The following is a 21,548-nucleotide window of genomic DNA, read 5'->3' as shown; positions in this document are numbered from 1 at the left end:
TAGAATCGAATAGACCGCATGGTCTATCGCCTCGAAACCAGACTGATTTAGAATAGACCGGATAGTCTATTCTTTTATTTTTGGCCTATGAAAAAAAAATCCGCAGAATTACCGAAAGACGGACCTTATAAAAGATTATCCGATACTGCGGTGCGCTTGATTTACGAGCAGGGCTATTCGGGAACTTCCGTAAATCAAGTGATAGAAGAATCGGAGTCCCATAAGGCCAGCTTTTACAGATATTTTCAAACCAAGGACGATCTGGGAAAAGAATATCTAGAAAGACAGGGCAAGGACTTTCAAAACGGTTGGGAAAGACTGATGGAGAAATCGGAATCTCCACAAGAGTTTATCCACCGATGGATGGCGCTTCTGAAAAAGCAGGTCAAGACGGGAAGATATTTCGGATGCCCCTTGGCTAGATTCATGGGCAGTCTGGACCAACCGGACGAGGACTGGGCGGATCGGAGTGCGAACGTATTAGAATCCTGGATCTTCTGTTTAGAGACTTATTTCGATCGAAACAAATCGGAACATATCTTGCCGGAAGATTTTCCAAGCAGGAAAAAAGCGGAATTGATCATGAAATTATTCCAAGGCAATTCGCAATTGTATATGATGACCCATAATCCTAAATACTTCGACGATATGCAGGAAGAAATGTTGTCTACGATAGGGAATATTTGAATCCTATCGTAGCTCGGTTCGTTTCAGAGTTTTTCGCACCTTTTTACCGTTTAGTCTGACGATTTTTCCGGGGGCGCCCACAACAGTGCAATTGTTCGGGATATCGTGATCGATGACCACGGCCTCTGCACCTATCTTCACATTGTTTCCTACATAAACGGGACCGAGAATCGTGGCTCTTGCGCCGATCAGTACGTTATTTCCGATCGTAGGATGTCTCTTGCCTTGTACGTTTCCGGTTCCACCCAAAGTGACTCCGTGAAATAGCACACAATCGTCGCCTATCTCGGCAGTGCCCCCGATTACGATTCCCATACCGTGATCTATAAAGAGCCCTTTGCCTATCTTGGCTCCCGGATGGATTTCGATGCCCGTAATGAACCGGGAAAATTGGGAAACAAATCTCGCCAAAAACTTTAGATTTATATTATATAAAGGATGTGCGACGACTTTGTGCAAAAATATGGCATGGAGCCCCGGGTAAAGAATGAACTCCAATCCCCGTGCAGCGGGGTCGTTCTTTCGTATCGCTTTAATTTCTTCTAGCATTCTTCGCGAATCGGATTTATACTTTCTTGTTCTTTTTTTCTTCGGAATCGGATTTGGAAACGTAGTTGGCTAAAGCCAGAATCGCACCACCCCAAAAGGCGGGCCAAAATCCGGGAACGTAGATCTTACCAGGAAAGATATCTCCGATCCATAAAAGAACCCAAGCGTTTACCACCAATCCGGCTAATCCCAAGGTTATGATATAGAATAGATATCCGATGCCTAAGGTAGCGATCACCAAGAACACGCGAAGTATGAAATTCAGAATCCCGAAGAATATGACAATGACGAATGCGTCCCAAAGACTCGCGCTCACCCTGAACTCGGAATCGATCAGAGGAAATACGAAAATCACTACGAGGGATTGGAGTAGAACGGAAATTAAAAACCTAAGCATAAGCAATCCTTAAACTGTTGCGTCTAAGAATTGCCCTAAATAAGGAGGAAGACCGCCGGGAGGGACCACCACAGTTTGCGGTTGTACCACGGCATTATCGGCTACCGCCGCGATCTCTCTCGGTTGCTCTCCCGTCATAGCGGGAGCGCTGGAATCGGAATATAGGATCTGTCTAGATCCGACAGCCATGTAGGGCATAGACTACAACCTTAGTGATAGGTTCTGTAGATTGGACGATTCCGCAAAGCAAAATACGGATTAAAAAGAACTAAGGGGACTATTCTTCCAAAGTCGAAACCAGATCGTCCACGGCCCTCACGCAATCCTCCAGACTCCTACGGGAAGTATCCAAGACCAAAGAAGGATGATCGGGAGGCTCGTAATTAGAATGGATTTCCGTAATATCCTTCAGTTCCCCCAAACGAAGCTTACGATAAAGACCGTTGGGATCCCGAGACTCGCAAACCTCCAAAGGAGTGTTCAGATATACTTCCACAAAATGACTTTCCCGTATCGTCAATCGGGCCAAGTCCCTTTCCAAACCGAAAGGAGAAATCAATGCGGCTATTACGATTACGCCTGCGTCGTTCATCATTCTTGCGACCTCGGCCACTCTTCGTGTATTTTCCGCACGATCCGCATCCGAAAAACCGAGATCGGAACAAAGGCCTTTTCTTACAGAATCTCCGTCCAGGACGTAGCTAGCTCTTCCCGTTCTCAGGAAATTTTCCTTCAAAGCGTTCGCTAGAGTGGTCTTACCTGAACCGCTCAGTCCTGTCAGCCAGACGGTCAAGGACATAGATATCTTCCGAACGGATTCGATGAGAGGAGGGCTTGATTCGCATATTGCATTTTTGAAATATTCTATCCTTCCAGGACCAACCCGCATTCCATCTTTTCCACATAGAATCCGGTTGCGATCAAGGGGTATAAGAAATAGGTAACGAGTCCCAAGGCCCAGGAAACTCCGGTTCTAGGAACGTCCTTATCTCCCGTTCCTCGAAAAAGAATCTTAACGGATCGAAAAGCCTTTTGTCCGCTTTTGGAAGAAGAGAATGAATCCAGAACCCCCAATCCGCAATTATGTGAAAGAGTGCTTCCGTTGATATGGATATAGACTTCTTTGACCTCGGATCTCATCGCAGATTCCCGTTTAGTCACTGTGCCTTCCAGTTCGAGTTCCTTGGATCTCGCTCCCGTTCCGACTAATATCGGAAATTTTGCATATTCTCGGTCTACCCTTTGTTCTTTCCCTTCCTGTCCAGTAAAGAAAGTCGCCATCAGACTCCTTGCGTTATATTCCTGCTCCTCTTCGAATTGGATCAAAATAGGAAGGTCCGCTCGTTTTTCGCCCAAGAAGGGAATTTGCACCTCCTTCTTTTCGATGCTGGAGCAATTCGAAGAAAGGAAGGTAAGAGTAATTAAGAAGAATACGATACGTATCTGCATGGGAATCATTTGTAATATCGCCTTTCCTAGAATTATCCGAAATCCGGCTTCTGTCCAGCAAAAAGCAGCCCGAGCGCTCAGGCCCTTTTCTTCCTTACATAAGTAGAAGAAGCTTCCGATCGCGAAACATGGAATGGGAAACCGAATCGGTAAAAAGATAGTCGAATTCCTAAACGGAAGGGAAATGGAAAAATGGATCCTCGCTTGCATACAGCCTTAGATAGATTGAAGAAGAATGATCCCGAAGGAGCTAAGTCTATCCTGGCTTCCTGGACGGAATCCGAGCCGGCAAACCCTAACGCATACTTCCATTACGGAATGTGCCTCTCTCAGCTAGGCGAACTCGGCCCTGCGGAGGCTCAATTGCAGGAATGTATCCGCCTGGAACCCTCCCATGTGCAGGCCTGGGTGGGACTAGGAGTTCTCTTCGCGAGAAAAAAAGACAAACCCAAGGCTGAGTTCCACTTATCCAAAGCGCTGGAGTTGGACGATACGGATACCTATGCCAGAAAAAATTTGGCCGCGGTCTATACGGGAGCCTCCAAATTCGATCAGGCACTTGCCTTACTGAAGGACATACCGGAATCCGAATTAAACGACGCCCCCACTCTCTATGCATTAGCGATTTGTTATGTTAGAACGAATCGTTTTCCGCAAGCACGGGAAATATTCTCCAAATTGGAAATCGTAGGAGTTCCGGAATCCGTTAAAAAGGAATACGTGCAGCTCAAACAACTTCTGGAAGAAAAGCAGTTCGAGCAAGGAGGGATCTGGACCTTCTTGGAAAGAAAGGAGGAATAATTCTCGGTATTCTTCCCCGATTCTCGGAATATCAGCGATCGACCCTATTGTAAACCGCCTCCCCATTATCCGGCCATACGTTAAAAAGTAGCCTGCCTACGGCATGAGTATATTCTATTTTCTGAATAGAAATCGGATTTCTCTCGTTTCGTCCGTAGAAGTATAACTTCTGCGTATGAAGAATTCCATTCCTCCCATATCGAATGTATACCGTGCCGTCGGGAAAAATTTTGGAAACTCTCCCGACTTCCGTCCATCTTCCCTTCGAGACGAGATACGATCTCTCTTCCCAAGTCCCGGAATCGAATGCCGATCTAACGGAGTCGGCAATCACGTAATCTCTCCAAAAAGGTCCCGAAATCTCGCCTATATTAAGGAGGAGTAGCCAATCGAATGTAACTTTAGAATAGCTTTTGGAAAAAATTTTAGAAGCATATTCCCGGCCTATGAATCGAATCTTCACTTGAGAAGTATAGGTCTCTATTATCGGTAATATACCTAAGCTTATTACCGATCCGATTTGATAGAGAGCCGATCCAAAACCGAAGGGATTCGGATCTTTAGTATCTATGTAAAAGAGAATAAGGTCCGTATTCGGGTCCAAACTACGATTCGACTTTTCTAAAATCCGCATTACGCGGGCATGATATCTTTCGGTAAATTCTCCGAGTAGAATTTCCGCATCCGATACATTTTCCAAAACGATATAGTCCAGAAAATCGTATCCTCCTTGAGATCGGAGATTTTCAAGGAGATCCGCTTGAAGAATTTTTTCCCTCGTCCAATTGGACCTGGAAAATAGAAAATGATTCTCTCCCGCACATAGAAGAATAACCGCGTTCTTTTTCCCGGTATGGCTTTCCTTCGGTATGGAAAGTTGGCTCTTTGTTAAAACGGAGCAGGAAAGCAGAATCGGAATTGCACAAAGAATCCAAAATGACCTATCGTTCAGAACTCGCATCTTAGCTTATCATCCTCGTACGGACAGTTTGACCCTTCTTAGTTTCCTTTCCGATTTTTTCTTTTCTACTTGACTACTTTCCCGAAGTTACCGAGTCTAAAAGTATAACTATGGCGCAAATGTCCTTCCAAGCAAATCTGCTCGGACTCCTCCTCCTTCTTAGGAGCTGAGAGGAGTAACTCGGATATTGCGTTAGCAAAAACCCGCTCCTCTCGAGCGGGTTTTTTTGTGACCGGGCCCTCGTCCGAGCAAAAATCCTCGCTCTCGGACGGAAACAAAGAGAGTGCCCATGGAACAGAATACGATCACAAACCCATCTTCCAATTATCCTAGTATCCAGGATATGATCCTACCGGGGCAAGGCCTGAGGACTCCTGCGTCTTCTCCTTTCTTTATGGACGTAACCTTGAGGGACGGAAACCAGGCCTTACGTAAACCCTGGAATCTGGAGGAAAAAGAAATCATCTTCCGCCAACTGCTGAAACTCGGTGTCCAAGGGATCGAGGTAGGATTCGCTTCGGCGAGTAAACAGGACTTCGATGCTTGCGCGCATTTGGCCTCTTTAGCTCCGGAGAATGTGGCAATCTCCAGTCTCTCCCGGGCCGTGGAAAAAGAGATCGATCTTTCTTGGGAAGCGATACGTAGGGCCCCGCGTCCTCGCATTCACATCGTTTATCCTGTGAGCGATTTTACCATCCGTAACGTTTTGGGAATCTCGGAAGCTCAAGTAAAAGAGAATATAGTACGAGCAGTATCCTATGCGAGAAAGCTTGCGGGCAATTTCGGCGAAGTGCAATTCTCCGGAGAACATTTCGGAGACGCATTGGAGAATATGGAGTTTGCGATCGAAGCCTTTCGGGCAGCTCTGGATGCAGGGGCCGACGTGGTAAATCTTCCCAATACGGTGGAGCGATATAGACCGTATCTGTTCGTAGCAATGGTAAGAAAAGTCGCCGAAACCCTTCCCCAAGGCACGAATCTTTCGGTTCACACACATAACGATTTGGGAATGGCTACGGCGACTACCGTGGAAAGTTTCTTTGCGGGTGCCACCCAATTGGAAACGGCATTGAACGGCCTGGGAGAAAGGGCCGGCAATACGAATACCTACGAAGTGGCGATCGCATTGCATAATTGCGGAGTCAAAGTGAATTTGAACCTACAGGCGATTTACGAGACTTCGCGGATCGTCTCCCGGATGTCCGGAGTTCCTATACACGAAAAAGCTCCTTTAATTGGAGAAGATGTGGTCGCACATAGGAGCGGAATCCATCAGGACGGAGTCTCCAAGACCAAGGAATTGAAAAAAGGCGCATACCGCGCATTCGATGCGAATCTGATAGGAAGACCGGAGGGGGATAGGATCGCCTTCACCAGCCAGTCCGGAAAATCTGCGGTTTATGAAATCCTAATACAATCGGGAATAGAAGTTACGAAGGAAGAAGCGGCCTTATTGCAGCCTGCGCTCAAAAACAGATCGGAGGAAATCGGAGGCGGAGAACTCTCGATAGAAGAGATTCGGGAAGAATTGGGAAAACTTAGAAGCGTAGAGGCACGGAAAGAACAAGGATTGGTCGGATAAGGTTTAATGAATATAGTTTCCTATTAAGCTTTATCGGAATCGGCTTTTCGATCGGCAGGTACCACGATCGATCCGTCTTTAGAAAAACATTTCATCTTGGGATTGAAGAGAAAATGCTTCTGGCTGGAAAAGACTAGTTTTGGGTCCGTGTAAATCGGTTCCGATTTTAGATTCTCTCCTGTAGAAACGATCGTATTTCTGATTTCGTTATACAAACCGCTTAGGCTCTCGGGTAGTCCCTTCGCACGCAATCGCAAAGACTGATCTTCGGTTACTAATTCGAAATAGTAATCCGAATCCAATTCCTCTTCGAACCAGAATTGCTCTTCAATTTCTCGAAACGCATATTCTGAAGCTCGCGAAAGTAGATTATGAATCGTATCGGGTTCCGCTTTCCAATGCAAGGTTCTCAATTTGGAATCCAGTCGTTGATCCGAATGCAAATCGAGAAAGAACGGTAATTTTAACCTTGCCCAATACAGAACACTCAACCTTCCGTTGGCATTACATTGAAAGGTATCGTAACAGTAAGCAGCCTTCTGAAAAGAATGCTCCCTTTCCCAAAGCATGGGCCGTTCCGCGAATATGAACCCCGAGACTTTCCTCTCCATAAAATCCAGGAAACGGGTTTATACGAACGCGACCGACCCGTAAATCAAATTGTATGCGAAATCAATTGCCGCTACAGTATTTTTTACCGAAAGAGCCGGAGACGCATTTTCCGGATCCGATACAATCGCCGTCGTTATTGCACTGTTTTCCGGATTTTCCGCTACCTCCGAAATCGAATTCGGACTTTTTAGTGCAGACTCCGCCTGTGCATTGCAATCCGAAACCGCATTGGATATCGCTGTTACAGGACTCACCCTTCTCTTTGTCTCCGGCCAAAACCGGAAAAGAGAAGAGGATCACTAATAGGATTGAAAGAAAAAACTTCATTTGAACCTTCTTTTAGATAAATTTCGAATTTTCATATTCGTTGAAAATAATATACCGCCGGGAGTAAGATTCGGACTCGTATTTCCTATTTCTTAAGAATATTCTTCACGGAAATTCTTTCCACTTTTACTTCCGATTTCCCTTCTACAAAAGCCCTGAATTCCAAATCGTCGATGATAGAATCCTTTACTTCGAAATATAAAGTCATAGAATCCGACTCCGTTCCCTTTTGCCTTTCCGCCAGAAGAAGATTACCTTTTCCGTAAGCCACATCAAACTCGGCGTTCTGAAGATTTCTTCCTAAAATCCGTAACTCATATTTTCCCCGAGGCAATGTCAGCCAAGGTCCATAGACAAGGGGACCTCGGTGTCGAGTCGCCGTAATCGTCCCGTCTTTTTCGATTTCTCCCGTCCGAGAAATAAATCCGCCTTCGGCAGGCACCCATTCCATCTCGATCGGCTTCGGAGGATAAGAGCCGAAAGCTGCTTCGACCCGATACAATTGCAAATTCAGATTTTTATGATAAAGGAATTCCGGATATTTCTGGATGGATTCTGCCGGAAAATGGCCTCTCAAATTCAAATCGGAAATTTTTTCGAATTTCAAACCCGGATCCGATCCTGCGAACTCACCGTTTTGAATGAGATAAACTTTCCTTCCCGATTTCAGCAATTGCGGAACTTTTTCCAAAAACTTTACGGAATCGTTTAGTAGAAAAATTTTTTTCCCGTAGATATATCTAAGAGGAAGGGCTATCTCATGCTTCGTAGTGAAATAGTAACCTTCGTCCGTGGGCGTGACTCGTGCAAAATCCTCGTAACCCTTCCGATAGAACTCCATCATTGGCTGGAACAGAAGAATTTTCGATCTCCAGAGCGTATACCCCAATCCGCACACAAATCCGATTAGCAATAGAGCAGATCGAACCTTGCGAGAGATAAAAGGAATTTCCCGAATTCCTATAAACGAACCCAAGATTGCGAACGGAACCGAAAATATCATCCATCTCCGTGTAGCCCAAAAATGATCCGAGGCTATATTAGGTTTTAAAAGATAGAGCAGCAGAATAAAAGAACCTATGAAGAAAAGAAATGCCGATCGAAAATGTCTCCCTCGGAACAGGAAAGAATCGAAAGCGAAAACTAAAAAGAAAGTCAACCAAACGGGCACATACCAGGAAAACACCGTAAAAGCGTTATTCTCTATATATTCATGATTTGAAGGATCATTTACGATACCGAATGCGGGGCGAACGAAGTATCCGAATATTGCCAAAGCGACGAGGCAGGATAAAAACAGAATACGGACGTAGAACTTATATTTTTTTAATCCATCTCGGATTCTTACCAATAGTCGGCTTTCGCGACTCCAAAGTATTGCTTCGAAAAGAATCCCCCCGGAAGAAAGAATGAAGCCGATTAAAAGAAGTTTCACGAACTTCCAATGCTCCATGATATAATACCTATAATGGAAATAGCCGATCACCATCGAAAGAAGATTCACTAGGACAAAGGAGGAAAAGAAGAATAAGAATTTTCTAAAATATCTCGGCTTAACTAAAAGTATGTAAGCGGAAAACAAGGCCAGCGCCGGGAAATAGGCATAACCGTCCACGCGGACAAAGGAACTCAGACCGAAAACTGCGCCTATGCAAAGCATAGGAAGATCGCTTTTCTTTCTGAAACACGAATAAACCAAGTATCCGGATAATAGAATTAGAAACTGAGAAATCGGTTCCGATAAGGTCGAGCGAACGTTCCATAGCTGCGACGAATTGAATACGTATAATACGGACACCATACCCGCGCCCACTCGACCGATCATCTTTCTAGATATCAGATAAAAAAGGAAAAACGAAAGAAATCCGAAAAAGGCCGGGACGCGTAGCAATCCCTCCATATTAAATAAGTCATAGCCGATCGCCAAGTAAGCGGGTAATAAATAAAAAAAAGCCGGGAAGCGACGATCGCCTTCGCCTAGTCCGACCGATCTAAATTCCATAGAAACGGAATCTCCGAAGATATCCCGAATCAATTTGGAATCGGGCATGTCCAAATTCAAGGCGCCCGTCTTCGCGATCACGTATCCGAAAACGGCGTATTGCCCTTGGTCCCTTCCACCATCTATATTCTGGGTAGGGAAACCGGCATACAGATAGAGAGTAAAGATCGAAAAGAAAACTACGAATAGCAGTTCGAATTTGCCCAATTCGAAAGCGGGAAATTTACTCCTATCTTGTCTTCTGCGTTTGACAAAGATTCCGAGTCCAATCGCCGCGAATAAGAGCAAAACATAATTAACCGTTTCCAGGCGGTAGATACCTAGTAGGGTTAAACTGAGAGCGATAATCCCGATAAGTAATAGAGACAGAGAGACGCTTACGATCGTAAGGCCGAGTCTTCCCATTTCCTTAGTTCTACTTAGAAGTATAAAGATCGTTATTGCGGAGAATAGGAAACCTAAGAGGAATAGGAAAGCCATTAGGATTTCTTACCTACGTACATGGGATTCGGCGACTACATTCCGAGCCGGAATGAAAATAGGCGAATCTTTTTAAGAGCCGGAGCTAATTTTCCTGTTAAGAGTCGGTAGCTTAAGCGATTTTTCGGACGCTAGGAATCCGAAAATTAGCGAGGATCGTTTTCGTCCCGTTTCACGATTCCGTAAAATATGATTGTGTCCAATTCCTTGACCAAATCCCGGATAGAATAAGGAGTCTGAGCCAGAAAATTCGGTTCAAACAAGGCTTCGGAAGAAGCGGAATGGATTAAAAGAACGATATCCGGATTCACGTCCGATCGGATATCTCCGTTTTTGATCCCGGTCTCGATCATATTCCGCATAGTCCGGTTGATCTTGGCCTCTTTCATGGCTCGGAAATCCTTCCAAAGATCGGGAGCCTGATCCCGGATCTCTCTCATGAATTCGTTCATGCCCTGAGGAATCTCGCTAGAGATACAGGTTTGCATTGCCTGGATTTTTTCTCGGATGCTTTTCTCCGGATCCTGTTGGATGACTTCGATTTTATTATGAATCCGATGATGCCTATCCATCATCAATTCTTTAAGAAGCTCGTGCTTATTAGCGAAATGTTTGTAAAGGGTCTTGCGACTGATACGAAGAGTTCTTGCGATCTCTTCCATTCTTGTTTTGGCGAAGCCGTACCGAAGAAATAACTCGAACGATTTTTCAAAGATCCTTTGACGTACTTCGTCCTTTTCTTGGGTAAGCTCTTGTTCCACGGCGGTTTGCACTTTATTCTCCCCCTCCCTCTTAGGAAACGATTTTTCGGTATAAATCGACCAAATCCTAACCAGTCCCCTGATCAATTATGCCATATAGAAAAATATTGTCCAGTTCTGACGCCATTTCCAAGCGTTTCTTTACCGAATTTAAATCAAGATTCGAGCGAAAGGCGGCTTCCGAACAGGCTGTCAGGGTCTGGATGAGCAAATCCGACTTAAGGTCGGTTCTGAACCGTCCTTCCGCCTTTCCGCTTTCCAGAATATTATCGATCTCCTTGTTCACCGTTCTCTCCCGATTCTCCTCGATAAATTTACGTATATCGGGGGTCCTTTCCTTTAGTTCGGCGAGAATCCGAAAATAATTCGGATGGGTCGCACCGAACAGATTCCGAAAGAATTTGCAGACCTTTTCGGAAGTATTCGAACCTTCCTTCTCGATGAGTCTGCGAATTTTCCGGGCGAGTCTGTCCTGCTTGTATAACACCAAGGACTTTAAGATTTCCTCCTTATTCGCAAAAAGCGCGTAAAGATTCTTCTTACTCACCCGGATCTCGTTCACTAGGTCCTCCATTTTCGTGTCGGAGTATCCCTGTTTCAGGAAAAGATCTCCGGCGATTCGTAGTATTCGAAGCCGGAGTTTCTCCCTTGCCAAGACTCCCATCTCAAGCGTCCGGATTCGGTGAATTTCTCCTCACAAGATTGTTCAGTTTCTCGATATAGGAGAATGCCGCAGGCACTACCACGAGAGTCAGGACGGTGGAAGAAATCAATCCTCCGATGATCGCAACCCCCATACTGGTTCTTTGCTTGGATGCCTCGTTGAGTCCGATCGCGATCGGAGCCATTCCCGCGATCAACGCGAAGGAAGTCATGAGAATAGGACGTAGCCTTTCTCTTCCCGCTTCGATGATGGCTTCTTTCATCTCCACGCCCCTTTGTATGAGCTGGTTCGTAAAGTCCACAAGCAGGATCGAGTTCTTGGTGGCCACACCGATAAGCATGATGAGACCGATCATGGAGAAGATATCCAAAGATTTCTGGGTTAGGAAGAGAGCGATAAACGCCCCGCAAAGAGCCAGAGGAAGAACCAACATAATTGCGATCGGAGTGATGAAACTTTCATACAAGGATGCAAGCACCATGTATATGAATAGAATTCCCAATCCCATCGCGATACCTAAGGAAGTTCCCATCTCTTTGAAGTTCTCCGCTTGACCCGTATAACCGATTCTCACTCCCGGTGGTAGCGGAAGTTCCGTCTGGGTGAGTTTGGCCACTTCTTCCATGGCTCCTCCCATCCCGGGCCCGTCCGGATTCACGTCCGCATAGATTTCCACGGATTGGTTCCGGTTCATACGGTTGATGGTGGCAAGGCCGGTGGTCTCCTCCGCCTTAGCGACGTTTTGGATAGGAATCATCATGTTATTGAAGTTAGGCACGAAGGAATTATAGAAATTCTCCTTTAGATCCCTCTGATTCTCCTTCAAACGAACGCGAATATCGTATTCCACACCGTTCTCACGGTATACGGCAGGAGTAGTTCCTTCCACCAGAGTACGTAATTCGGTTCCTATTACCGTACCCGGAATTCCCAAAAGCACCTCTCGGTTCCGATCCGGAACGACCCGGAACTCGGGAGCCCCTGCGCGATAGCTGGTATCCACATCCAAGAGCGCTTTAGATTCTCTTAATTTAGAGAATAATTTATGAGCGTAGTCCTGGACCACTTTTCCATTCTGACCGCTTACTACCAAAGTGAAAGGACGTTGTCCTCCACCCACGTTGTCTATATCCTTCACGATAGGATTCGCAAAGGAGAAGGATTCCAATTCCTTACGCATCTGGTCCTTGAATTGCGAGGTATTAACCTTACGATCGTGGGAAGGAACCATCTCCACGAACATGGTAGTGGTTCTGTTTGTATTGAACATCGCCACCAATTTGATTTCCTTATGGGAAGCGATCTGCTTATAAGCGTCCATCGCGACCTCGGCCATCTTGTTCACGGAAGTGCCGGGAGGCATATCCAGAGTGACCTGGAATTTACCCTGATCCTGAGCGGGAAGGAACGTTTTCGGAATGAATTTGGTCAGGACCAAACTTCCCGCAAAGATCAAGACGGCTCCGGAAAGAATAAAGATCGGTCTCTTCAAGGTGAATTTGAGAACATACGCGTATACGTCCTCCAACCAAGATTGGAATACATTAAAGATCGATAATACGGAATCCAGTCCTTTCTCTACGGGCGAAAGAATCTTGCCCAAAAGACGGAATACGAACTTTAATCCTTCGAAAAGAAATCCGAAGAATTTGCCTACGATTCCCGTAGGTTGCTCTTGGGCGCGGATCTTGGAATAAGCGATCGCCTCCAATGGAGTCGGTTGCTCCTTCTTCTTTTTCTTACCGGTTTGAGGCTCGCTTGCGAATTCCGGCACAGGAGCGGCATGGCCGGCTTTGCCACCGTGAGCCGCGGAAATCTTTCCTCCAAAGTATGCGGAAAGCATAGGCGCGATGGTAAGAGCGTCATAAAGAGAGATAAGAAGGGCGAAACAAACCGTCAGACCGAATTCCCGTAGGAACTGTCCCACCACCCCGCTCACGAATGCGATCGGTAAGAATACCGCAATCACCGTCATAGTGGTCGCGATCACCGCCAGGGTTACTTCTTTGGTTCCTTCGGTGGAAGCTTCTCTCGGTGTCTTACCCATCTCCCTATGGCGGAAGATGTTTTCCCGGACCACGATCGCGTCGTCGATAAGTAGCCCGACCGCTAAGCTCAATGCGAGAAGGGTCATTACGTTCACGGTAAAGCCCGCGACCGCCATCAGAATGAAGGCTCCCAAAAGTGAGTTAGGAAGTGCGAGTCCCGTAATGACGGTAGAACGCACGCTTCCTAAGAAGAGAAGGACCACTACGATCGTAAGTGCGATCCCTATGATGATGGTTTCCTTAACGTCGTAGATATTATCGTCGATCTGGATGGAATTATCGTTGGCGATGGAAAGGGTTGCCGCACCTTCTCTTCTTGCCAATTCCTTGTTCAGTTCTCCTACGCGCTTCTTCACCTCTTGGGCGACGGCGACCGTATTGGAACCGGATTGCTTGAAGACTAAAAGGAATACGGCCTTCTTACCGTTGAAATAAGCTCTGGAGGTTTCGTCCTCCACTGTGTCCTTGACTTCTCCCAATTGTCCGATCCGAACCGGGACCTCGTTCCCGAAAAGGGAAATCGGAGTGTCGCGGATCTCTTGAGGAGATTGGAATTCGTTGATCGTTCTATATACGAGTTCGGATTCGGATTTACTTACCTTACCCGCAGGGATATTGGTTCCGCCGGAAGCGAGCCTATTGGAGACCATATAGGCGGGGATCATGTGCTGCTTCAGCTTTTGACGATCCAATTCCACGTGGATTTCCCGCTTTCTTCCTCCGTAGATCGTGATATTACCCACGTCCTTGGCGGTGAGAAGATTCTGTTTGATCTCCTCGTTCGCGATATCGTAAATCTGAGCCTCGTTCAAGTCGGCATTCAGAGCGAGAATGATGATCGGCTGGTCGGCAGGATCTATCCTGCGGATGATCGGTTCTTTAGCGTCGTCGGGAAGCTTAGGTTTCACTGCGGAAACCTTATCTCTCACCTGTTGTTCCGCATATTTCACGTCGGTTTCCAGCGTGAATTCCACGACTACTGTTCCGGATCCTTCGCTACAAGTGGACTTGATTCTCTTAACGCCGGAAATCGTGGAGAGTTCGTCCTCCACGGGCTTGGCGATCAGAGTCTCTATCTCGTTGGGAGCCGCTCCCGGATAAGGAACGGTAACCGTCACCACCGGAATGGTCACGTTAGGAAAAAGGTCCACACCCAACTTGTTCAAGGAAAGCCATCCCGAAACAAGAATGATGAGAACCGTACAGGTGATGAAAATCGGTCGTTTGATCGATAATTCTGCGAAATTCATTTTTGGTCTCCGATGGATTGGTTCAGAACTTCCTCGGCATCCATTCCGTATTTGCGGAAGAGAGTGCCCTTGGAGAGTTCGTATTGAACGAGTGCCGAATTATAATTTACTTTTGCTTGCATGAGTCCGTATCTCGCCTGAGCGACCAGATCCAACGCGTTCTTTACGTTGAGGGAAGTCGCCCGTCCGTATCTATATCTTGGAAGGATTCCGTTGTAGAATCTCTCAGCCTGAACCAGATTTTTTTTGGACTCTTCCAGCACTTCGTGAGCGGTATGGATTCTTTGCAAGCCTTGTCTTACATCCGTTTTGACTTGGTCTTTGGTCTGTTCTAGAAGCAGGTCTAGTTTTCGATTCTGTGTTAGAGAATTCTTATACTCGGCCCGGGCGGTATCGTTGCCGAGAGGATAATCCATCTTGATTTCGGCGGAGTTCTGGGTAAACCGACCGGCGCCTATTCCGTCGAAACTCTGGGGAAAATTCCTGTCGTATTCCCTGCTATTATAAGTTCCGCTCACATAGAGAGAAGGTAAGAGACCGTTTTTGCTGACTTCCATCGCGGTATGTGCATTTTGTTTTTGTAATGTAACACTTCTATAATCGTAACGATGGATCAAAGCCTCGTCCACTTCGGTGGTTTCCGGTTGTAGAATCGGAAGCACTTCTTCCAGATGCAGTCCCAATTGCATGGGGGTCTCGGGGTCCTTTCCCAAGGAGACGAGAAGGTCCCTTCTCACCTTATCCTTATCCAATTTCGCGGTCCTGAGTTGGTTTTCGGCGGAAATCAAAAGGGAATTCCATTGGCCGGACTCGTAGTCTTCCGCAACTCCCATACGCACCTTGGAGGATGTGATTTCCTTCACATTCTTAACGCTCTTAACCAACATCTCCGCGGTCTTTACGTTCTCGTCCGCCAGGGCCAGATTCCAGAAAGCCAATAGGGATTGAACTACGGAACGAGATAGGGTGTTCATAGCGTCCAACCTTCTCACCGAAGTATTGCGTCTGCTGATATCCAGATTCCTTCTCTGTTGGTATCCGAAAATATTCTTCAAGAGTTCCTGCTTCAGGGTAAAACCCACGTTAGCGAAATGCAGGCTGGGCTGAGCGAATTGCTGTGCGATGGTTCCTCTTTGCTCCGGTCTTTTACCTGCGTCCGTCTCGTAACGATTATCCGAAACCGTCAGACTGGCCGTGGTTCCCGTAGAAAAATTCTTAGAGAGTCCTGCGGAGATCGTATTACTGGTAATCTCTCGTCCTTGCAGGGTGTATTGGGGAAGAGGTAAATTATTGGTCTTCTGGGTGTTGGCGGTCAAGGATCCGATGAAGTTGTATTTCCCATTCTCCTTCTCCCAATCGTATTCCGAATTCTCCAGATCCAATCGAGTGATCTTGGCCTGAACGGAATTCTCCAAGGAATAACGAATCAGAGAAGAGGTGGTCCAAATCTTGTCTTTCTCAAAGTCGGCAGCGCTTTGGGGAAATAAAGAGAATCCCCAAAAAAGAATCCCGAGGGAAATTCCCCCGGTCCAAAGGCGGTTTTTATATTTAGGTTTTTGGTTCATATAGCAAATCTGGAAACATTTCTAGTTTATTTTGTTTCCATACATTGGAAACAAAATCCCATTCTTTTGTTTCCGTCGTCAAGAGAAAAATCAGAGAATCTCCAAGAATTTTTAATTGATACTGAATCTCATTTTCATATAAAAGAGCGCATGAGTATTCGTGGAATTACACACCATCGCCCTTTTTGGGAGACTTACAGGAAATTGGAAGCCCTTAGGACCGGAACCGAAGCAGTAGAATTCAAAGAAACGGAATCGATAGACGGAGATCCGAAGTCCAAAAATTCGGAATACGGTGAAGAGACCATAGTCGAGCCGAGAGGTATCTCCCGGCCTTTCCCTTAAATCCTCTTAGGCTTTGATATTTTCTTCGGACGACTCGTCCTATCTTAACAATTAGCGTTGGTTAATCGGCAAGTATCTAGGATAATGATTCCTCCGATTGATTTTCGAGAACCGAAGAATGATATCGCCCCTACCCTCCGAACTCATATCCTTCACGAAATTCTTCGAGCATTCTCGGATGAACGGAGTTTACCTTCTCCGTCTATTGCGTGACGAGCGGGGAATATTAAAGGATTGGAAATTCGAATTCTGTAATGAAACCGCCGCCCGCAATATCGGCATGTCCTTATCCGACGTCTTAGGCCGCACTTACGGGGAAATCCGCCCGGGAGCCTTGGAGAAAAATCCCGACTTGGTCGCTTTCATGGGATCCTTAAGCAAGGCAGGTTCCGAGTGGAGAGGAGTGATGCCTTCCACCGTAAACGGAAGATCCTACGATTGCAGCTTATTTTCCCCCAAAGACGATTGGATCATATCCATCGCCAAAGATCTTTCCCAGGAGATGAAAGAAAAGGACGTATTCAGAGAAGCGGCCTTCCAAAGTAAAGAGGAAGTATACTATTTCGAACCGGTGTTCGATCCCGACGGCAAGATAGAGGATTTTACTTTCGGAGACCTGAATCCCGCCGGCGAACACCATCTCAAAATGGGAAGAGAGGAAGTGCTGGGTAAAAGGCTTTGTCTTTACTTCCCGTATAATCTTTCTTCGGGTCTATTCGACCTTTACGTGTACGCATATACTAGTGGAGAAAGTTTAGAAAAAGAATATACCGTTCCGGAAGGTGCGAGAGCTCCGGGGACCTACTTAGTCAAAGTGGCGAAAGTCCACGAAGGACTTTTAGTCAGCAATTCGAATATTACGAATTTAAGAAACGTGGAAAAAGAGATCCGGGTCCAAAAAGAACTATTGGAATCCACCTATCTCGCCTCCAACGACGGTTATTGGGATTACGATTTTTCGGAGAATAAGCTATTTCTCTCCAAACGCTGGAAGACCATGTTGGGTTACGAAGAAGCGGAAATCTCGAACGAGCCTAACGCTTGGAGAAAACTTGTCCACCCTAAGGACCTTAGGATAGCGCTCTCGGCCTTCGAAAGGCAAAGAACGGAAGGTGCCGAACGTTTCGATAAGGTGCTTAGATTCAGAAAGAAAGACGGAGAGTATTTATTCGTAAGGTCCCGTGCTATGATCATTTTCGACGATTCCGGAGAACCGATCCGGATGGTAGGAACTCATACCGATATCTCCGCGGCCAAGGAAACCGAATTGGCCCTGGCAAAAGCGAAGGAGGCCGCGGAGAAGTCGTACAATGCAAAATCGGAATTTTTGGGTATGATCTCCCACGAGATGAGGACCCCTCTTTTCGGAATCGCAGGAATGGCCAATCTACTCTCCCAAACGGACTTGGACGAATTACAAAAAGATTATCTTAAGGATCTGATCTCTTCCTCCAATATCCTTTCCCGTTTGATCGACGATCTTTTACAAGTGGTGACTTTGGACGCCGCAAAGATAGAGATACGACAAGAGCCTTTCGGAATCCAGAATTTGATAGATATGATCCGCAAACTCGCCGAACCTAGGGCCAAGGAAAAGGATCTGAATCTGGAGATCCACCTAGCCCCGAACGTTCCGGAAAAAATAACCGGGGATAGAACTAGGATCGAGCAGGTACTTCTGAATCTACTCGTAAATTCCGTGAAATTTACGGACCATGGCACAGTTTCCCTTCGTATCGACTTGGAATCGCCGACCTCGATCGCGTTTACGGTTCGTGATACAGGAATCGGAATCGAAGATGAGGCTCGCAAACGGATTTTCGAAGCCTTTCACCAGGAAGATTTAGCGGACGCGAGAAAATACAAGGGAGTGGGACTGGGTCTTTATATTGCCCAAAAACTGGTCTCCTTGATGAAAGGAGAAATTCGATTGGAATCCGATCCGGGTCGAGGATCCGAATTCAAAGTTATCCTCCCATTGCATTCTCCCGTTATAACGGCCCCGGAAACCAAGAAGATTCCGCAAAACTCCGTCCCCACTTTCCCCTCCGGAAGGATATTGGTCGTAGACGATAACGAGATCAATCTCAAGATACTCTCCAAACATCTAAGTCGCACGGGAGTCAAAACGGACTCCGCACTCAGCGGATTCGAGGCGCTGAAGATCCTGGAAACGGAGGAGAACAAATACGATTTGATTTTCCTGGATTTGCAAATGCCCGGGATGGACGGCTACAGCACCGCCGACGCTATTCGTGCATTAAAATCTTCTAATTCGAAAATTCCGATCGTAGCGGTGACCGCAAGTTCCTTCTCCGAAACCTTCGAAAAATGTGCCGAGCACAGGATAGACGGTTTTATCGGCAAACCATTCGAGCCGGAACAATTATACAAGGTTCTAAGCAACTATATCTGACGAATGGCTTGCTCCCTTCGGCCGAGTCCGAAAAGAATGCCGGTATGGATCAGATCCGTCCTTTTAGCCCTCCCTTACATCTCAGACATCCTTTCGTCCAAACGGTACTCGCTTCTCTCATGCGCCAAAAGGCTCCCGCTCATCCGATGGACTCTTCCTCCAAACCGGTCGTCTTGGAAGCTGGAAAAGGAATCCGGCTATTAGGACATTATTCCAAGTCTCCGGAAAATCGGGCCCTTCTTATTCTGATCCACGGTTGGGAAGGAAGCATGGATTCCAATTATATCCAAAGGACCGCGAGAAGATTCTACGAGAAAGGGATCTCCATTTTCCGACTGAATATGCGGGACCACGGAGAAACACATCATCTGAATGCGGAACCGTTTAATGGAAGTCTTATAGACGAAACATATGAAGCAGTGAGGCTCGCGGCGAAACAATTCGGCCCGAAACTCCCGGTCTATGTGGGAGGATTTTCCCTGGGAGGAAATTTTACTCTTAGGATCGCTAGAGAACATTCCCGAAAGAAAAAGGCGATCCCTAATCTGAAGCATTGCATCGCGGTCAGTCCCGCTCTGCATCCCAAAAGCGCAACGGAGATGATGGACTCCAAACTGATCATAGGTAAATATTTCTTGGACAAATGGAGACAATCCCTAGCCAAGAAGAATGTTCATTTTCCGGATCTACACCCTTATCCGGACATCATGAAAGGTAAATCAGTGATGGAAATGACCGATAGAATCGTAGCCTCCACCTCCCAGTTTAAGAATACGGACGATTACTTCAATTCCTACACATTAGGCCCCGAAGATTTTCGAGGCCTGAAAGTGGACGTTACCATCGTGACTTCCGCGGACGACCCCATTATTCGTCCTGACGAATTCAAAACGATCCCCAAGGCTCCTAAACTTCACGTTTTGATCCAGAAATACGGAGGTCATAACGGATTTTACGAGAATTTAAAGGGAGATTGTTGGTATTTTAAAGTCTTCGATTCGGCAATTTTCGGATAGAACATAAAGGAGAAATGGTAATGAGCGAACTCCGTCTTAGGGAAATCATAGAAGAAAGAATGAAGGTGAATCCCAATCTGCAAAGCGTTGTAGATTCGCTAAAGAAGGAAGGTTATGATCCGGCTCTAGTGGACTCGGAAGCCGATAAGGTATTCAATCCGGACCGACTCAGACCCTTTGAAACTCAATACCAGATCCTTTTGATTCTTACCGCTCCTTATTTTCTCACGATCGGATTCTTTTGGATACCTCTCGGAATCTACTATAAGAAAAAGATCATATTCTTGATCACCGGGATCCTAACATCTTTAGGCTACGCTTTTACGATGTTCTCGATCTGGTCCACAGTATTCGATAAAAAAGATCCCGATCTAGGCGGGGCGATCTTTCTGAGCATATTTCTCTCCGCACTCTTCCTCCCGATAGCGCGCATCTCGCTCCGCCTGCATAAGGAATTATTCGGTCTGCCGAAGTAAAAGATCGTGTCCAATCGGAAATATCGACATACGATTCTGATTCTCTTTTTCTTAATCCTTCCATTCGGAAATTATAATGCTGAGAGTCTTTTCGCCGTACTCGTGGAAAGAAAGATCGGCTTCATGGATCGGTCCGGCAAGTTGGTTGTCCCTCCTCAATTCGACGACGTAACTCCCATCATGTATCCCTTCTTTGAAGGCTTAACGAGAGTTTACAAGGCCGGGAAATGCGGATATATCGACGAGGGGGGAAAAGCCGCGATTCCAATCGAATATTTGGAATGCTATCCTTTCCGAGAAGGATTAGCGGTCGTAGTGAAGGGAAAATCCGAATCTCCCGATTGCATGGAATACAGATATTTGATAGACCGAAAAGGAAATACCGTATTTGGACCCAGCACGGATTTTTTCGGTGCGATCTCCGAGGGAAGAATCCCCATAGATCGGGGAGGAATCCGGACTTGCTCCGGCCCGATGGGAACTTATTCTTCCGGAAAGTTCGGCTATTTGGATCGCAGCGGAAAGGAAATCTTGGCGCCGCAATACGATTACGCGAGTCATTTCCAAGGCGGTGTCGCGACTGTTCGAAAGGGAAAATATTATGGAGTTATAAATTATGATTTCTCCGAAATACTGCCCTTCGAGTTCGATCAGATAGGATTATTCAACGAAGGCCTAACTCAAATACGGAGAAAAGAAGAATGGGCCGTAGCGGATACTAAGGGGAATATTCGTATCGGTTTCGGAAAATTCCGCTTTATCGAACCTTTCTACGACGGAGTCGCCCAGGCTTGCCTCGCGGCCGAAATTTCCGGCAGAGAATGCAAGCAAGTTCTGATCGATCCTGAGGGTCGGGTCTTGCTTTATTTGCGGGATTTATACGTTCATAATTTTTCGGAAGGCTTAGCTCCTGCAGCGAAGTCGAATCGATCGGATGTCTGGGGCTTTATAGATAAAGAAGGGAATTGGGTGATTCCTCCCAAATTCAAAGCCGCCTATTCCTTTAAGGAAGGACTCGCGCTAGTCGCCGTCTACGATCGCAAGACCTTCAAGGACAAATTCGGTTATATCGATCGCTCGGGAAAATTCGTCTGGCAACCTTCCAATTAATTCCTAGGCAAACGACGTTCACTCCTATATTTCGTATTCGAAAAAAGTTT

19 protein-coding genes and 2 pseudogenes are annotated in these 21,548 nt (G+C 46.3%); 7 read left to right on the top strand and 14 right to left on the bottom strand.

What is annotated here, in order from left to right; all coding sequences use genetic code 11:
- Window positions 1–87 precede the first annotated feature (87 nt).
- Complete coding sequence (locus tag LEP1GSC061_RS19540; RefSeq protein ID WP_016547410.1) at window positions 88–687, top strand: TetR/AcrR family transcriptional regulator; 600 nt, start codon at window positions 88–90, stop codon at window positions 685–687.
- Between the two features lie 3 nt (window positions 688–690).
- Here the strand turns inward: LEP1GSC061_RS19540 and epsC are convergent, their stop codons facing one another.
- The 5 genes from epsC to LEP1GSC061_RS19515 form a co-directional block, all read right to left on the bottom strand.
- Window positions 691–1,236 carry a serine O-acetyltransferase EpsC gene (gene epsC, locus LEP1GSC061_RS19535; protein ID WP_016546938.1) on the bottom strand — a complete coding sequence of 182 codons (546 nt, stop codon included), beginning with the start codon at window positions 1,234–1,236 and terminating at the stop codon, window positions 691–693.
- Between the two features lie 16 nt (window positions 1,237–1,252).
- Window positions 1,253–1,633 carry a phage holin family protein gene (locus LEP1GSC061_RS19530; protein WP_016546999.1) on the bottom strand — a complete coding sequence of 127 codons (381 nt, stop codon included), beginning with the start codon at window positions 1,631–1,633 and terminating at the stop codon, window positions 1,253–1,255.
- Window positions 1,634–1,642: 9 nt separating this feature from the next.
- A complete protein-coding gene (locus tag LEP1GSC061_RS19525; RefSeq protein WP_040510052.1) occupies window positions 1,643–1,831 on the bottom strand; it encodes a hypothetical protein in 189 nt (62 codons plus the stop codon).
- A gap of 79 nt (window positions 1,832–1,910) precedes the next feature.
- A complete protein-coding gene (gene cysC, locus LEP1GSC061_RS19520) occupies window positions 1,911–2,432 on the bottom strand; it encodes an adenylyl-sulfate kinase (protein WP_016547268.1) in 522 nt (173 codons plus the stop codon).
- Window positions 2,433–2,497: 65 nt separating this feature from the next.
- On the bottom strand, window positions 2,498–3,091 hold the full coding sequence (locus LEP1GSC061_RS19515) for a hypothetical protein (protein ID WP_156844602.1): 594 nt from the start codon (window positions 3,089–3,091) through the stop codon (window positions 2,498–2,500).
- A gap of 183 nt (window positions 3,092–3,274) precedes the next feature.
- Between LEP1GSC061_RS19515 and LEP1GSC061_RS19510 the strand changes: the two genes are divergently transcribed.
- Complete coding sequence (locus tag LEP1GSC061_RS19510; protein WP_016547273.1) at window positions 3,275–3,883, top strand: tetratricopeptide repeat protein; 609 nt, start codon at window positions 3,275–3,277, stop codon at window positions 3,881–3,883.
- Between the two features lie 31 nt (window positions 3,884–3,914).
- Here LEP1GSC061_RS19510 and LEP1GSC061_RS19505 read toward each other — a convergent pair whose 3' ends face one another.
- Window positions 3,915–4,844, bottom strand: coding sequence for a hypothetical protein (locus tag LEP1GSC061_RS19505; protein ID WP_016546994.1), 930 nt, complete (start codon window positions 4,842–4,844; stop codon window positions 3,915–3,917).
- A 343-nt stretch (window positions 4,845–5,187) separates the two neighbouring features.
- Between LEP1GSC061_RS19505 and leuA2 the strand changes: the two genes are divergently transcribed.
- The gene (gene leuA2, locus LEP1GSC061_RS19495; protein ID WP_232218549.1) at window positions 5,188–6,426 is read left to right on the top strand and encodes a 2-isopropylmalate synthase LeuA2; all 1,239 of its coding nucleotides are present in this window, start codon (window positions 5,188–5,190) and stop codon (window positions 6,424–6,426) included.
- Window positions 6,427–6,449: 23 nt separating this feature from the next.
- Here the strand turns inward: leuA2 and LEP1GSC061_RS19490 are convergent, their stop codons facing one another.
- From LEP1GSC061_RS19490 to LEP1GSC061_RS19460, 8 genes and pseudogenes are all read right to left on the bottom strand, one after another.
- On the bottom strand, window positions 6,450–6,995 hold the full coding sequence (locus tag LEP1GSC061_RS19490; protein ID WP_016547451.1) for a hypothetical protein: 546 nt from the start codon (window positions 6,993–6,995) through the stop codon (window positions 6,450–6,452).
- A gap of 103 nt (window positions 6,996–7,098) precedes the next feature.
- Window positions 7,099–7,365: a hypothetical protein gene (locus LEP1GSC061_RS19485; protein ID WP_016547270.1), complete on the bottom strand. Its 267-nt coding sequence runs from the start codon at window positions 7,363–7,365 to the stop codon at window positions 7,099–7,101.
- Between the two features lie 85 nt (window positions 7,366–7,450).
- On the bottom strand, window positions 7,451–9,847 hold the full coding sequence (locus LEP1GSC061_RS19480) for a hypothetical protein (protein ID WP_016547400.1): 2,397 nt from the start codon (window positions 9,845–9,847) through the stop codon (window positions 7,451–7,453).
- A 146-nt stretch (window positions 9,848–9,993) separates the two neighbouring features.
- Window positions 9,994–10,620, bottom strand: coding sequence for a TetR/AcrR family transcriptional regulator (locus tag LEP1GSC061_RS19475; protein ID WP_040510152.1), 627 nt, complete (start codon window positions 10,618–10,620; stop codon window positions 9,994–9,996).
- 55 nt (window positions 10,621–10,675) lie between these two features.
- The gene (locus LEP1GSC061_RS19470; protein WP_016547129.1) at window positions 10,676–11,272 is read right to left on the bottom strand and encodes a TetR/AcrR family transcriptional regulator; all 597 of its coding nucleotides are present in this window, start codon (window positions 11,270–11,272) and stop codon (window positions 10,676–10,678) included.
- Between the two features lies 1 nt (window position 11,273).
- A pseudogene (locus tag LEP1GSC061_RS22180) lies at window positions 11,274–12,854 on the bottom strand (efflux RND transporter permease subunit); the annotation flags it as partial.
- Window positions 12,855–13,081: 227 nt separating this feature from the next.
- Window positions 13,082–14,570, bottom strand: a pseudogene (locus LEP1GSC061_RS22175) (efflux RND transporter permease subunit); the annotation flags it as partial.
- Window positions 14,567–16,135 carry a TolC family protein gene (locus LEP1GSC061_RS19460; RefSeq protein ID WP_016546980.1) on the bottom strand — a complete coding sequence of 523 codons (1,569 nt, stop codon included), beginning with the start codon at window positions 16,133–16,135 and terminating at the stop codon, window positions 14,567–14,569. The gene LEP1GSC061_RS19460 and the pseudogene LEP1GSC061_RS22175, both read right to left, overlap by 4 nt.
- A gap of 463 nt (window positions 16,136–16,598) precedes the next feature.
- Between LEP1GSC061_RS19460 and LEP1GSC061_RS19455 the strand changes: the two genes are divergently transcribed.
- Genes LEP1GSC061_RS19455 through LEP1GSC061_RS19440 form a run of 4 tightly spaced genes read left to right on the top strand, consistent with a single transcriptional unit; the run spans window position 16,599 to window position 21,498 of the window.
- Window positions 16,599–18,896, top strand: a complete 2,298-nt coding sequence (locus LEP1GSC061_RS19455) for a hybrid sensor histidine kinase/response regulator (protein WP_198014291.1) — start codon at window positions 16,599–16,601, stop codon at window positions 18,894–18,896.
- A gap of 44 nt (window positions 18,897–18,940) precedes the next feature.
- Window positions 18,941–19,912, top strand: a complete 972-nt coding sequence (locus tag LEP1GSC061_RS19450; RefSeq protein ID WP_040510148.1) for a YheT family hydrolase — start codon at window positions 18,941–18,943, stop codon at window positions 19,910–19,912.
- A 20-nt stretch (window positions 19,913–19,932) separates the two neighbouring features.
- Window positions 19,933–20,388 (top strand): hypothetical protein, encoded by a 456-nt coding sequence (locus LEP1GSC061_RS19445; protein WP_016546956.1) that lies wholly within the window; start codon window positions 19,933–19,935, stop codon window positions 20,386–20,388.
- 6 nt (window positions 20,389–20,394) lie between these two features.
- Window positions 20,395–21,498, top strand: a complete 1,104-nt coding sequence (locus LEP1GSC061_RS19440) for a WG repeat-containing protein (protein WP_016547085.1) — start codon at window positions 20,395–20,397, stop codon at window positions 21,496–21,498.
- Window positions 21,499–21,548: the final 50 nt, after the last annotated feature.

Source organism: Leptospira wolffii serovar Khorat str. Khorat-H2 (genome assembly GCF_000306115.2).
GTDB lineage: Bacteria > Spirochaetota > Leptospiria > Leptospirales > Leptospiraceae > Leptospira_B > Leptospira_B wolffii.
The sequence above is the reverse complement of the archived record's forward strand: the minus strand, read 5'-3'. Positions and strand labels throughout refer to the sequence as shown.

What these genes read in the sequence shown, in the direction of transcription:
- LEP1GSC061_RS19460 (WP_016546980.1), bottom strand. Translation starts at nt 16,135, where the DNA reads ATGAACCAAAAACCTAAATATAAAAACCGCCTTTGGACCGGGGGAATT.
- LEP1GSC061_RS19480 (WP_016547400.1), bottom strand. Translation starts at nt 9,847, where the DNA reads ATGGCTTTCCTATTCCTCTTAGGTTTCCTATTCTCCGCAATAACGATC.
- LEP1GSC061_RS19515 (WP_156844602.1), bottom strand. Translation starts at nt 3,091, where the DNA reads ATGATTCCCATGCAGATACGTATCGTATTCTTCTTAATTACTCTTACC.
- LEP1GSC061_RS19445 (WP_016546956.1), top strand. Translation starts at nt 19,933, where the DNA reads ATGAGCGAACTCCGTCTTAGGGAAATCATAGAAGAAAGAATGAAGGTG.
- LEP1GSC061_RS19525 (WP_040510052.1), bottom strand. Translation starts at nt 1,831, where the DNA reads ATGCCCTACATGGCTGTCGGATCTAGACAGATCCTATATTCCGATTCC.
- LEP1GSC061_RS19530 (WP_016546999.1), bottom strand. Translation starts at nt 1,633, where the DNA reads ATGCTTAGGTTTTTAATTTCCGTTCTACTCCAATCCCTCGTAGTGATT.
- leuA2 (WP_232218549.1), top strand. Translation starts at nt 5,188, where the DNA reads ATGATCCTACCGGGGCAAGGCCTGAGGACTCCTGCGTCTTCTCCTTTC.
- LEP1GSC061_RS19450 (WP_040510148.1), top strand. Translation starts at nt 18,941, where the DNA reads ATGGATCAGATCCGTCCTTTTAGCCCTCCCTTACATCTCAGACATCCT.
- LEP1GSC061_RS19510 (WP_016547273.1), top strand. Translation starts at nt 3,275, where the DNA reads ATGGATCCTCGCTTGCATACAGCCTTAGATAGATTGAAGAAGAATGAT.
- epsC (WP_016546938.1), bottom strand. Translation starts at nt 1,236, where the DNA reads ATGCTAGAAGAAATTAAAGCGATACGAAAGAACGACCCCGCTGCACGG.
- LEP1GSC061_RS19490 (WP_016547451.1), bottom strand. Translation starts at nt 6,995, where the DNA reads ATGCTTTGGGAAAGGGAGCATTCTTTTCAGAAGGCTGCTTACTGTTAC.
- LEP1GSC061_RS19485 (WP_016547270.1), bottom strand. Translation starts at nt 7,365, where the DNA reads ATGAAGTTTTTTCTTTCAATCCTATTAGTGATCCTCTTCTCTTTTCCG.
- LEP1GSC061_RS19505 (WP_016546994.1), bottom strand. Translation starts at nt 4,844, where the DNA reads ATGCGAGTTCTGAACGATAGGTCATTTTGGATTCTTTGTGCAATTCCG.
- LEP1GSC061_RS19470 (WP_016547129.1), bottom strand. Translation starts at nt 11,272, where the DNA reads ATGGGAGTCTTGGCAAGGGAGAAACTCCGGCTTCGAATACTACGAATC.
- LEP1GSC061_RS19455 (WP_198014291.1), top strand. Translation starts at nt 16,599, where the DNA reads ATGATATCGCCCCTACCCTCCGAACTCATATCCTTCACGAAATTCTTC.
- LEP1GSC061_RS19540 (WP_016547410.1), top strand. Translation starts at nt 88, where the DNA reads ATGAAAAAAAAATCCGCAGAATTACCGAAAGACGGACCTTATAAAAGA.
- cysC (WP_016547268.1), bottom strand. Translation starts at nt 2,432, where the DNA reads ATGTCCTTGACCGTCTGGCTGACAGGACTGAGCGGTTCAGGTAAGACC.